11 protein-coding genes and 1 pseudogene are annotated in these 12,032 nt (G+C 37.4%); 3 read left to right on the top strand and 9 right to left on the bottom strand.

The genetic code is table 11. From position 1 onward, the window contains the following. Nucleotides 1–121: 121 nt before the first annotated feature. From CEQ21_RS06605 to CEQ21_RS06625, 5 genes are all read right to left on the bottom strand, one after another. Nucleotides 122–796 (bottom strand): aspartate/glutamate racemase family protein, encoded by a 675-nt coding sequence (locus CEQ21_RS06605; RefSeq protein ID WP_185763788.1) that lies wholly within the window; start codon nucleotides 794–796, stop codon nucleotides 122–124. Between the two features lie 21 nt (nucleotides 797–817). Next, nucleotides 818–1,699, bottom strand: a complete 882-nt coding sequence (locus tag CEQ21_RS06610) for a LysR family transcriptional regulator (RefSeq protein WP_185763789.1) — start codon at nucleotides 1,697–1,699, stop codon at nucleotides 818–820. A gap of 68 nt (nucleotides 1,700–1,767) precedes the next feature. Beyond that, nucleotides 1,768–3,045: a four-carbon acid sugar kinase family protein gene (locus CEQ21_RS06615; RefSeq protein WP_185763790.1), complete on the bottom strand. Its 1,278-nt coding sequence runs from the start codon at nucleotides 3,043–3,045 to the stop codon at nucleotides 1,768–1,770. 12 nt (nucleotides 3,046–3,057) lie between these two features. After that, complete coding sequence (locus CEQ21_RS06620) at nucleotides 3,058–3,699, bottom strand: class II aldolase/adducin family protein (protein WP_185763791.1); 642 nt, start codon at nucleotides 3,697–3,699, stop codon at nucleotides 3,058–3,060. A 56-nt stretch (nucleotides 3,700–3,755) separates the two neighbouring features. After that, entirely contained in the window at nucleotides 3,756–4,835 is a 1,080-nt protein-coding gene (locus CEQ21_RS06625) for an isocitrate/isopropylmalate dehydrogenase family protein (RefSeq protein ID WP_185763792.1), read from the bottom strand. Between the two features lie 357 nt (nucleotides 4,836–5,192). Here CEQ21_RS06625 and CEQ21_RS06630 point away from each other — a divergent pair, with 357 nt between their 5' ends. Next, a complete protein-coding gene (locus CEQ21_RS06630; protein WP_185763793.1) occupies nucleotides 5,193–5,687 on the top strand; it encodes a PTS sugar transporter subunit IIA in 495 nt (164 codons plus the stop codon). 161 nt (nucleotides 5,688–5,848) lie between these two features. Here the strand turns inward: CEQ21_RS06630 and CEQ21_RS06635 are convergent. The 3 genes and pseudogenes from CEQ21_RS06635 to CEQ21_RS06645 form a co-directional block, all read right to left on the bottom strand. Then, nucleotides 5,849–6,526: pseudogene (locus tag CEQ21_RS06635) on the bottom strand (TerC family protein); the annotation flags it as partial. Between the two features lie 74 nt (nucleotides 6,527–6,600). Beyond that, nucleotides 6,601–7,893, bottom strand: coding sequence for a CitMHS family transporter (locus tag CEQ21_RS06640; protein ID WP_185763795.1), 1,293 nt, complete (start codon nucleotides 7,891–7,893; stop codon nucleotides 6,601–6,603). A gap of 35 nt (nucleotides 7,894–7,928) precedes the next feature. Beyond that, nucleotides 7,929–9,008 (bottom strand): isocitrate/isopropylmalate dehydrogenase family protein, encoded by a 1,080-nt coding sequence (locus tag CEQ21_RS06645; protein WP_185764124.1) that lies wholly within the window; start codon nucleotides 9,006–9,008, stop codon nucleotides 7,929–7,931. Nucleotides 9,009–9,261: 253 nt separating this feature from the next. On the opposite strand from CEQ21_RS06645, the gene CEQ21_RS06650 reads away from it, so the two are divergent. Both CEQ21_RS06650 and CEQ21_RS06655 read left to right on the top strand, forming a co-directional pair. Beyond that, nucleotides 9,262–9,885: an RraA family protein gene (locus CEQ21_RS06650; protein WP_185763796.1), complete on the top strand. Its 624-nt coding sequence runs from the start codon at nucleotides 9,262–9,264 to the stop codon at nucleotides 9,883–9,885. 53 nt (nucleotides 9,886–9,938) lie between these two features. Further along, nucleotides 9,939–11,084 (top strand): MFS transporter, encoded by a 1,146-nt coding sequence (locus tag CEQ21_RS06655; RefSeq protein ID WP_185763797.1) that lies wholly within the window; start codon nucleotides 9,939–9,941, stop codon nucleotides 11,082–11,084. A 27-nt stretch (nucleotides 11,085–11,111) separates the two neighbouring features. On the opposite strand, the gene CEQ21_RS06660 is transcribed toward CEQ21_RS06655, so the two are convergent. Next, nucleotides 11,112–11,897, bottom strand: coding sequence for a class I SAM-dependent methyltransferase (locus CEQ21_RS06660; RefSeq protein WP_185763798.1), 786 nt, complete (start codon nucleotides 11,895–11,897; stop codon nucleotides 11,112–11,114). Nucleotides 11,898–12,032: the final 135 nt, after the last annotated feature.

Consider the following 12,032-nt stretch of genomic DNA (forward strand, 5'->3'; position numbering starts at 1 on the left):
GTTTTTCTCTGTATTATAATACCAATATAAGTATAACATGGTAATTATGATTAATTTATAATTTTTCTTGTGTATCCTAATATAAGGAAGACCTCCATTTAGATGAAGGTCTTCCTTATATTTAACGATAAAATGATTCTAGCTCACTGACAATCTTATTAGAGCTTATTTCTGGACTAGTCAATATCGGAATTTCAACATCCTTCAAAGCAGTCTTTGCTCTTGCCATCGAAAGCTGAGCCAATATAATGACATCGACTTGATTGTTGAGCAGTTTATTGACACTGCTTGCAATATAACTGTCATGTGTTTCGTAGTCTTTTTTACTTAGAGCAGTAAAAGCCTCTGTATTAACTTCAACAAGCACCTCTACTTCTTTTCCTAAAGCTTCTGCCTTTTCAAGTACGGCTTTTTCTGTAGTTGGACCTGCAGTTGCTACTGTGGCGACGACACCTATTTTCCTTCCGAGCTTAACGGCTTGTTCAATCATCGCATCATCTACATTTTCAATTGGAAGCTGTGGAAATCTTTTGCGCATTTCTGTAATTGTTGGACTGTAGGCAGAGCAGGATAGAAGTATTCCATCCACCTCTGTCTCCACCGCTCTCCCTAGTAAACTCGCAAAGCGTTCTACTAATGCTGGGGTAATTTCTCCTTCTTTGTCTAATGCTTTGAGCAGTCCCTCATCCATGAAATTAAACGTTTCAATTTCAGGGAAATTCTTTGCGAAAGCCTCCAATAATGGGTTAACTGCGTTCAGTGTAGCATGAATTAAACCGACCTTATATTTTTTCATGTTCCACACTCCATCCTTTTTTTAAACCTGCTTCGATATCATATCTTGAAAGTTTATTTCGTCCATAAACTCAATAAATGTTTTTACTAATTTTAAATTATAGTCATCTTGGTTATAGAACATCCAAGTATGTCTGGTGATTGGGTTATTATCCTTGTCATTTAATGGTAGCTGATATAAATTACCTGTGTTTTTAATAACTAGGCTAGGCATAATTGCGTATCCTAAATCATGTGCTACCATTTCACGGCAAGTGTCTGTCTTATCTACTTTAATACCTACCTTCGGGGGTACAGAAAAGTTCTCTGACCACCATGTATCGATCATATCTTGTAGCTTAACATCACAAATATAATCAATACGCGGTAATGTTGGCAGGTCTTCTAAATCAACCTTACTATGCGCTACTAGCGATAAGTTCTCTTCTAATAATAATCTTTTACCGCCAATCCACTTATAATCACCTCGTACAAAGCCAATATGGATTTCGTGATTGTACACTTGATTAAAAATTTGGCTGCTCCATTTGCTTGTTAAGCTGAAATTGACCTTTGGATGTCTTGATTTAAACTCCTTAAGAACAGGGGGGATTTTTCTTGTTATAAAACTAGACACACCCAACCGTAATGTACCGGAAATCTCGTCATCCATATTAGCTAAATGATCCTGTACTTCTATATCTCTTTTTATCATTTCATCTGCATAGTTTACGAGGTATTCTCCTTGAGGAGTGAACTGAATTCCCTTTTTACTGCGATGAACAATTGTCACCTTATATTCTGCTTCAATTTGCTGAATTCTTTTTGTAAGTGCTGGCTGTGACATGAACAGACTTTCTGCAACTTTTGTTATATTTTTTTCCTTGTATAACTTCTGCAATATCTGCCAATCTCGTTTGTCCATGTTTTACCTCCTGAAATCATAACTTCTAGTTAAATTATATAGAACGTTAATCGATTTAGAAAGCGCACTTACAAGGAAGTTAGTTCCTTCAGGTGTGTAACCGCTTTAACAAGAAAGTCGGTTTTACCGAAACTTCCTGATTTAAGAACAATTAACATTTCCTTATCAATTACTAATCCAGAAGGCACACCTGTATCAATTTCCTTCACAATATAATTCCCTTTAATTTCTAAATGCCTGCATACAGTGCCAGAAGTGTCTCCGCCCGCAACGACAATTCTTTTTAAACCTAAAGAGTCAGTCAGTCTTTTAGCAACAGCGGCTAAAAAGCTGGAGATTTTTTTACTGATAATTAGTTCACTTAAGCCCTTTAGTTTTCCTATTTCCTTGGTTTCCTTCACAATGCTTGGATTATTTTCCGCCATAATTAACACATCTTTTCCGTCTTTAAACAGCAATTTTGCTTCATGATACACTTTTTCCAGTTCTTCTTGATAAGTGCTGTCTAAGATTTTTCTTGAATCAACAACAATAGCTGAAACGCCAGAGTCTATTAATTCCTTCGTCTGCTCCTTTGTTTGCGGAGTTAAGCTTCCAGATATTATTAATACTCCATTTTCATCCTTTATTGAGACAGTACTAGCTAAATGAGGAAATTCTGATTTCGGCAGTGCTTTAGGCAATTCCTCTCCTAAGGCAGAGCTTCCAGCGAGTACTTTATATCCTGCTGCAGCTTGGGCGATAATGTGGAGATCCTCTTGTGTTTCCCCATCAATGAGTACGTACTGATAATCGTTTTTTGCCTTTTCAATCGCCGTTTTTAATTCTTCGGGACCTTTTCTGACTACATCTAAATAAATAGAAGTCACTTTTCTTCTCGTTTGTTTTTTCAAGATGGATTCTAAGTTTGACTCTATCGTGGGATGAACAGGATCATGGAGGAACTCTGAATCTTCTAGTCTATTCCCATTAACCTTGTGAATCCCATTTACGGTAGTTCGGCCGTTTTGTGGAAAGGATAGTGAAATAATCGCAAAATCTTCTTCCAATTCATCGAGCATGGCGTCAAATTCTACCCCAATATTCCCTCTAAACACGGAGCATGTTTTATTGTAGTACATCGAACAATTTGCATTCTGTAAAATCTTAGTTGCTTTACAAACCTTATCATAAGCAGTTTTTGGACTGTCTAAGCGACTGTCTGTATCAATTATAACTACATCTGCATCTTTGACTATTTCCATATTTTCTTCAAAGGTAAGCACCTTTACCTTATAACCGCTTTTTGAAAACATAATGCCAATATCATTTGCGCCAGTTGTATCATCTGCTACAACACCAATCATCGTAATGCCTCCTTATCGTTTAATCCTTGGCTTATAAAGGGACTCTTCCAAAAACTCTGTCACTTTAAAGCTTGGCAGTGAATGTAATTCAACCCCACTGGATTTCGCTGTTAACATCATTCTGCACGTCATTTCTAATGTTTCTATTCTCATTAAAGCTTCAGAAATGGAGGAATCCATTACTACTACACCATGATTGCGCATCATGATGACATCCGATTTCTTTGCCTCTTCCGCTATCGCTTCTCCTAGCTCTCTTGTTCCTGGATGAAAATAATCTACATAGCCGATATTTTCCAGGTAATAAAAGTTTTCTATAAACAGGTTTGCCAGTATTGGTTCTTTACTGCATGCAAAGAGCGTTGTATAGAATGGCGATGAATGGATAACCGCTTGTACATCTGGCCTTGTTTTATAAATCCCTGTATGCATTGGCGTTTCTTTCGAGGCTTTTCGTTCACTTAAATTTTGTTCATTCTGAAGGTCAAATAGAACAAAATCTTCGTCTTTCAAATCCCCCATAAAGGTTCCTGAAGCGGTTATCAGCATTGTATTTTCATCGACTCTGCTGCTGATATTGCCTGATGTTCCCCATGCCAAATTATTATGGAGCATATATTTGCCACATGCTATCAGCTCATTGCTACTATTCATGAATTCATCCTCCTATAGAAAAAACCAAACAGATACCCGTTTGGTTTTTATTTTATTTATGCTTGCATTCTTGTGATAACAGCTTCTGTAAATTCTGTCGTAGATGCCATTCCGCCAAGGTCACGGGTAGTTGGTCCTTCGGCGATTGTTTGTAAGACAGCATTTTCGATTACTTCGGCAATGTCATTTAAATGATGATCATCGTGATGGTTTGCCAGCCACTGTAGGAGCATCACTGTTGAAAGCAGCATACTTGTTGGGTTTGCAACATTCTGACCGGCAATGTCCGGTGCTGAACCGTGTGCTGCCTGTGCCATTGCTTGCTCACCATTTGTATTGAGTGATGCTGACAAACCAAGACTTCCAACAAGTTCACCAGCAAGATCTGATAGGATGTCACCAAATAGATTAGTAGTTACGATGACATCAAACTCTTCTGCTCTTCTTACTAAGTGTGCTGTCATTGCATCAATATGAAAATCATTCACTTCTACTTCTGGATAATACTTTTCGCCAACCTCGTAGCAAACATCACGGAATAATTCATAGGCAAACTTGATTACATTGGCTTTGTGAACGATTGTTACTTTTTTTCGTCTTGTCATTGCCAGCTTAAATGCTTCATGGGCAATTCTTTCTGTTGCTTGTCTTGTAAATACGCCTGTTACTAATGCAACATCCTTATTTACCATGTATTCTCCTGTCCCTTTATACATATTTCTATCAGACAGGAAGCCCTCCGTATTTTCTCTAAAAACAACAAGATCTGCATTTCCTACTAAACTAGTAGTCCCAGGCAAGGCACGGCTTGGACGTACATTAGAATATAAATCAAAATGATGTCTAAGTTCACCACTTGGATTGCGCTTTGAGATTCTGTGCTCATCAGGGTAAGCTGCTGAATCATGTGGAGCCATCAGCCAGCCATTCGTATCCTCCAGCTCTTTTTTTGTTATTTCTGGAACAGGGTCATTATATTTTTTAATACCTTCCCAGCCCATAGGCAGCTCTTTATATTCAAAAGTCGTACCATTATTCGCTTGTACAGTGGCAGCCTTCAATACTTCTACAGACGCTTTCACAATTTCAGGACCAATTCCGTCTCCATAAAGAACACCTAATTTATAATTTGCCATCAGATAACCACCTTTATTGTTGTATGAATTAACTGGTTAATACTTACTTTCTACATTTATTCTATTACATTTAAACCATAATAAAAAATATACGTTTTTTATCAAAAATCATAAAAAAAAGTTATGGATACAAAGGGTTATTACCTCTATTTTAGGAGAGATTCTTTTCATAACTTTTCATTATCGCTGTTCATTCTTAATTAGAATAATGCATGAAACTGTTGGTATCACTAGGTTTCAAGGTTTGTATATTGTTGTTCTTCTAGAAAGGAATTGACGAACAGTTTGCCACTCGTTACATTTACTTTTAAAGGGAACAGGAGATTTAGTATCTCTTGTATGAAAGGAGATTAAATAATGTTTAAAAATAGTCATCAGAAGAAAACAGAAGCAAATTCTATTTTTACTCCTGCAGATGGAAAGTTTGTCTCTTTAGAAACTGTACCAGATCCAATTTTCAGTAATAAGCTTGTTGGTGAAGGCTTCGCCGTCCATCCTTCCAATGGTAAAATTGTTTCACCCGTTTCTGGTGAGATTACCCATATTTCTCATACGAACCATGTTATGACAGTAAGAAATTCAGAGGATATAGATGTTTTGATCCACATCGGTCTTGAAACCGCTTCCTTAAAGGGTGATTACTTTAAAGCTTTAGTCACACTTGGTGAATCGGTGAAAATGGGCGATGCTCTCCTTGAATTTGATCTGAATTATTTAAATGAAAATGCTTATAGTCCGCTAATATTAGTAATTTTGCCGAATATCAAAAATAAGAACTATTCGCTTATATGGCAGGATGCTGATACTTTAGCTGCTGGCGAGACAAAAATTGTTTCTGTTGTGGAAAGATAGTTAAAAAAAGAAGGTGCCGATTTGAAATTCGGCACCTTCTTTTTTCATCAAACCTTTGTCAGCTCTCTTTCCCGTTCTTTATGGCTCTCTATATTTTCGCCATTCAGAAATTCTTCAGGTTTTTCCTCATCCATAAAATCAATTGATTCCTTTACTTCAGCAGAAGCTACATCACCCGCTGGAATATCTGCCGCTTTCTTATTTTTATAAACCCCTATCCCAACTACCAATGCAATAACTAATAGTTCAAAGCCATACTTTAATAATGGGTTTTGGAAGTATGTACCTATAAAGGGTTCCGCGACGATCATTTTCGAGGCTGTCCACGCTAAAATCCCTGCACCAACAGTAATAATGACTGGAAAGCGCTCTATCCATTTTAATATTAATGTACTGCACCACATCACGACAGGAATGGAAATTAATAACCCAATGACTACTAATAGGATACTGCCATGGGCAGCTCCCGCAACTGCTAGCACATTATCTAAACCCATTAAGGCGTCTGCAATAATAACTGTTCTGACAGCACCCCAAAAATTATGGCTTGATTTTATATCACTATGCTCCTCATTCTCAACTAATAGTTTATAAGCAATGAAAACTAGCATTAACCCGCCTGCTAGATGTAGACCTGGTACTTTTAATAGCCACACAACCGCAAGCGTAGCTGCAATTCGAATAATAATCGCACCAACAGCCCCCCACATAATAACCTTTTTCTGCTGGTCTTTTGGCAAGTTTCTAGCAGCTAGCCCTATTAATATGGCATTATCTCCTGCCAATACTAAATCAATAACAATAATGGACAGTAATGCCATGAAAAATTCGAGTTCCATTTTCATCCTCCTTCATAATATAAATAGCCCTTTCGCAAGGGCTATTGTATGTGGTTACATTTAGTTTCTTGAACTCACAGGACCATTGCTCCTGTTAAGATTCCAACGATGATCATGACAACGGCAGTTAAGAGAATCCAGCCCATTGTATATTTTTGCAGTTTTCCTAAATCACTTCTGATTAATTCGATTAACACCCATAATGGTGCTGATGTTGGACCTATTAAGTGTATTGTCTGTCCAATCACAGATGCTCTTGCAATACTGACAGAATCAACACCATACTGACTGCCTGCCTCTGCTAATACTGGTAATGCTCCGAAGAAAAAGGCATCATTAGACATAAGAAAGCTAAGCGGCAGACCAATAATTGCAACAATGATAGTATAGTAGTCTCCAAACGCACTTGGAATAATCGAAACAATATCATTTGCCATATGGTCAACCATTTCTGTACCTTGAAGGATACCTGTGAATATACCAGCTCCCAGTACAAGTGATACAACTGGTATGGCATTAGAGGCATGTTGTTTTAGCACCTTTTTCTGTTCTTCAATATTTGGGAAGTTAACTACTAAAGCTATAGCAAACCCAATGATAAAGAGAATATACAATTCTACTACATCAAGGATTAAGACTCCCATTATTGCTAAAGTTAGAAATAGGTTAAACCAAATGATTTTAGAATTTTTCTTTACTGAAACTTCTGCTGTTGCTGCAATCTCTTGATTGTATTTAGCAATAACTTCCGCGCCAAGACGTTTACGCTCTCTTTTTCCTAAAAAGTATGCAATCGCTAGTGTAGAAATCGCACCAGCCACCATTACTGGCAGCATTGGAATAAAGTATTCATTAGCATTAAGTCCTAGCACACTTATTGCTCTTGTTGCAGATCCGCCCCATGGTGTACTTCCGGCAATAATTCCTAATGACATTATAGAGACAGTTGCTAATATTAGTGGATTCATGCCAATTTTTCGATACACAGGCAGCATCGCTGAACAAATAATCATATATGTTGTTGTCCCATCCCCGTCTAATGCTACAAGCAATGCTAATATAGCAGTCCCCATTGCTATTTTAACTGGATCTCCTTTAGCAATCTTTAAAATCATATTACTAACAGGATCAAATAAACCAGTATCCATCATGATACCAAAGTAAAGAATGGCAAATAGTAGAAGCACTGCCGTTGGAGCGGTAAGCTCTACCCCTTGAACCATCATATCCCCTAATTCTGACCCAAATCCCCCAAGTAAGGCAAAAATCACAGGAACAAATATGATAGCTGTAAAGGCAATTAAGCGCTTAGACATGACTAAGTACGTAAACACCGCAATAGTTAGAAACCCTAGAATTGATAACAAATTTATACCCCCAAACACACTGAATGCGTTTTCATTTATTTGACAGCTAACTCACCAATTCTTGCGATAATTGCCTCTGCAAACTCAGACGTTGAGGCTGTGCCTCCTAAGTCTCCAGTCATTGTCCCGTCTTTAAGGCAGCTATTTATTCCTTGTTCCACAAGCTCGCCAACCTGGTGTAATTTTGCGTCATGATGTCTTTCACTTAACCAATCCATCAGCATAACTGTCGACAGCATGATTCCAATTGGATTGGCAATATTCTTCCCAGCAATATCTGGAGCTGATCCGTGAGCAGCTTGAGCCATTGCCTGATTTTCATTCGTATTGATAGAAGGAGCTAATCCAAGGCTTCCAACTAATTCACCAGCTAAGTCTGATAAAATATCTCCAAACATATTCTCTGTTACTATAATATCAAAATCTTTTGCTCTGCGGACTAAGTGTGCTGTCATTGCATCGATATGATAGTCATCAACGGTAACCTCTGGATATTGAATTGCTACTTCTTTACATGTATTTAGGAAAAGACCTGTTCCTAATTTGATAACATTTGCTTTATGAACAATTGTTACTTTTTTTCTGCGCTGCATGGCCATTTTAAAGGCAGCATGTGCAATTCTTTCAGCGGCTTTCTTCGTAAAAACGCCTGCAGATACGACAACTTCTGGTGTTATTTGCCATTCTCCTCCGCCAATATGCATGTTTCTATCTGTATAGAAGCCTTCTGTATTTTCGCGATAAATAATCAAATCTGCTTCACCGACAACGCTTTTCGCCCCAGGCATTGTTTTTGCTGGTCTGATATTTGCGTATAAATCTAAAGTATGGCGCAGCTCACCGCTTGGGTTTCTTTTTGCTTTATGTTCTGGCGGATATGCTGCAGAATCGTGCGGCCCTAGTATCCAGCCATCACAGTCATTTAACATTTCCTTCGTATAGGTAGGTGTTGGATCATTATACTTTTCAATCCCCTCCCAGCCCATCGGAAGCTCCATCCAATCAAACTTAACATCTAATTCCTGTGCAGCTGCTTTAAACACCTTAACTGTAGCGCTTACAATTTCTGGCCCAATACCGTCACCCTGTAATACTCCTAGCTTATATGCCTTCATCATTCCATCTCCCTATTTGTTTTGTTCTTGTAGACTTTCAATATTGAATTTCTACTATCACTGTAATATAAAGCTAACGATAAATGAAATATCGCTTTTTTATGTTTATCCATAACTATTTTTTATTTTTGTTTTTTAAATATGAACATTTAACCATCACTTTTTTTTATAGATAACGATTACTTTTATTGATTTCTATCCTAATGTGTAAGTTTTGTATAATAATAGAAAACCATTATAAGGAGAGGTCTACATGGAAAAAATAATAGAGCAATTTAAAGGGATTCCTACTACATCCATTTCCGATACAATGAATGGATTAAATAACCTTGATCCTACTATAAAGCCTATTAAAGAGGGATATTCATTTGCTGGGAGAGCATTGACTGTTAAGCTTCCCGTTGGTGATAATTTAGCTGTATTAAAGGCCATTAGAGCAGCCAACCCCAATAATGTTATTATTGTTGATGCAAAGGGAGATACATATAGAGCTGCTGCTGGAGACTTTGTGATTGGTATGGCCAAAACGCTTGGGGTTGGTGCATTTGTTGTAGATGGTGCTATTAGAGATATTAATGGCATTAAAGAACTTGACTTCCCTGTTTTCTGTAAAGGAACAACTGTCGCAGCAGGAGGAAAAGCTGGCATGGGAGAGATTAATGTCCCAATTTCTTGTGGAGGCGTTACGGTAAAACCAGGTGATATAATTGTCGGTGATATTGATGGTGTTGTTGTAATTCCACAGGAGCAGGAAGAAGAAATATTGACAAAATCACTTGATAGAGTGGATAAGGATAAGTTAAGAGAAGAAAAAGTTTCAGGAAATAAAGAAGAAATTATTAAATACCTTGATCAAATGATCAACTCTGTTAAATAACTAGTTAGGAAAGGAAGACCACAGCTCTTCCTTTTTATTATGGGGAGATATAGATGATATTAAAAATTATTATATTTTCGGTTTTTGCGTTTCAATTAATTATTAATATTACTCGGCCAATTATCACGCTATATGCTTCTAACTTAGGCTCAAATACATTTGAAATAGGCATTTTAACAGCTGCATTTGCTTTTTTCCCACTGCTATTTGCCTTACAGGCAGGCAGAATAGCGGATAAGTATGGTGATCGCTATCCAGTTATTTTTGGGATGATTGGATTAGCTGTTGGAATGTTTTTCCCATACTTCTTCACCACGATCTGGGCACTTTATATTAGTCAGTTTATTGTTGGGATATCCAATATCTTTATCGCTGTTTCCCTGCAAAATGTCATTGGAAATATTGCTACGGAATCGAATCGTGATCAGTATTTCAGTATGTTTGGCATGGCAGTTGCAGCAGCCTCGTTAATAGGACCAATACTAGGAGGCTATATTTCCGAACATTATAACTATAATAGTGTGTTTCTCGTTTCCCTCCTATTAGCTATTTTCCCAATTTTCATAAGCTTTAAAGTTCCTGCCATTAAAAAGAACGTGAGTGAAAAGAAAAGCATCATCGAGTCAATCGGCCTATTAAAAATCCCTTTACTGAAGAAGGCTTTATTTTCAAGCGCTTTAGTCTTATACTCCAGGGATATTTTCGTTGCCTACTTTCCAATTCTTGCAAAGGAAGCACATTTATCTAATTCCCAAATAGGGCTCGTTATTTCCTTACAAGGATTAGCGATGATTATTATTCGGTTTGTTTTACCAAGGCTTCTTATACTAATGAGCAGGGACTTCATTTTATTTATTTCCGTAATCTTGGCAGGAGCCGCTTTTCTGCTTATTCCATTTACAGGAAGTCTGATTTTTTACTGTATATTTAGCTGCTTAATGGGGTTTGGGCTTGGCTGTGGCCAGCCATTATCCCTAACCACTACTTATAACGCTTCCCCGTTAAATAGAACTGGCGAAGTGCTTGGTTTACGACTATCTACAAATAGATTATCCCAATTAATAGCACCAATATTCTTTGGCCTTGTAGGATCGTGGATGGGCATTCTATCTGTGTTTCTGTTTAGCGGCTTTTTCTTAATTGGCGGGTCTTGGTTTATAAAAGAAGATAAAACTGGTTCTGTGCAAATAAAAAGATAAGCTGACCACAGCTTATCTTTTTTGTAATTATTTCTTCTCTATCAATGCAATCAGTTCGTCGAGTTTAAAAGACTGGATTGCATTTCGTGTCAATTGAATATCGAAATAATCCTTCACCTGTTTTTCGGCGGCTTGTATGTACAGTGCTACTTTTGAGATTTGCTCATTCGAACTAGTTGTTCGTTCGACCCAGCTTTGATATTCCAGTTGTTTTTTTCTTACATTCGCTTTCACAAGTCCAAAACCAGCTTCGTCTATCCAGCTTTGCCACTCATTTTGTGAATAGCAGCGAACATGGCTTTGATCTCTCAGCTGTTCTAAAGTATTAATAAACTCATCAAGCTGAGGTTCACTTGGTGCAATATTATCAACTAATAACAACCTTCCGTCTGGCTTTAATACGCGGTGTGCTTCTTTTATAAATTCTTTCGCATTAGGAAAATGATGTGCCGCAATTCTGCATGTAACTAGATCAAAGGTATCGTCTAAGAATGGTAAGCTTTCAGCATCTGCGACAATGTAATTAACATTGGAAACAGTTAAGTCTACAAAACGCTTCGCTTCTTGTAGCATTTCTCTTGTAATATCTGTTGCAATTACTTGGTGAACATGTGGAGCTATAAGCTTTGTAACATGTCCGCCGCCTGTTGCAATATCAAGTACAGTCCAACTCTCTTTCGGGTCAGTCCACTCAAGTAACATTTTTAAGTCTTCCCCTGATGAATGGCTTTTACTTTCTACATACTTTTTGGCGTTTGCTCCGAATTGCTGCTGCACTTTAAACTTTATTTCGTTGGAATTATGATTATTCATTTCCCTCACCTCTTTCCTATACTATATAACTAATTGATGATTGTTTAGCATCGAAATTTATTATCGTGAAGAATAAGTTTTTGTTATTACACAAAAAAAAGCTGCCAATATGGCAGCTGCAAATCTCCTATCACG

It is taken from the genome of Niallia circulans, assembly GCF_007273535.1.
In the GTDB taxonomy this organism is placed as follows: Bacteria; Bacillota; Bacilli; order Bacillales; family Cytobacillaceae; genus Niallia; species Niallia circulans_B.

What these genes read in the sequence shown, in the direction of transcription:
- CEQ21_RS06605 (WP_185763788.1), bottom strand. Translation starts at nt 796, where the DNA reads ATGAAAAAATATAAGGTCGGTTTAATTCATGCTACACTGAACGCAGTT.
- CEQ21_RS06610 (WP_185763789.1), bottom strand. Translation starts at nt 1,699, where the DNA reads ATGGACAAACGAGATTGGCAGATATTGCAGAAGTTATACAAGGAAAAA.
- CEQ21_RS06615 (WP_185763790.1), bottom strand. Translation starts at nt 3,045, where the DNA reads ATGATTGGTGTTGTAGCAGATGATACAACTGGCGCAAATGATATTGGC.
- CEQ21_RS06620 (WP_185763791.1), bottom strand. Translation starts at nt 3,699, where the DNA reads ATGAATAGTAGCAATGAGCTGATAGCATGTGGCAAATATATGCTCCAT.
- CEQ21_RS06625 (WP_185763792.1), bottom strand. Translation starts at nt 4,835, where the DNA reads ATGGCAAATTATAAATTAGGTGTTCTTTATGGAGACGGAATTGGTCCT.
- CEQ21_RS06630 (WP_185763793.1), top strand. Translation starts at nt 5,193, where the DNA reads ATGTTTAAAAATAGTCATCAGAAGAAAACAGAAGCAAATTCTATTTTT.
- CEQ21_RS06645 (WP_185764124.1), bottom strand. Translation starts at nt 9,008, where the DNA reads ATGAAGGCATATAAGCTAGGAGTATTACAGGGTGACGGTATTGGGCCA.
- CEQ21_RS06650 (WP_185763796.1), top strand. Translation starts at nt 9,262, where the DNA reads ATGGAAAAAATAATAGAGCAATTTAAAGGGATTCCTACTACATCCATT.
- CEQ21_RS06655 (WP_185763797.1), top strand. Translation starts at nt 9,939, where the DNA reads ATGATATTAAAAATTATTATATTTTCGGTTTTTGCGTTTCAATTAATT.
- CEQ21_RS06660 (WP_185763798.1), bottom strand. Translation starts at nt 11,897, where the DNA reads ATGAATAATCATAATTCCAACGAAATAAAGTTTAAAGTGCAGCAGCAA.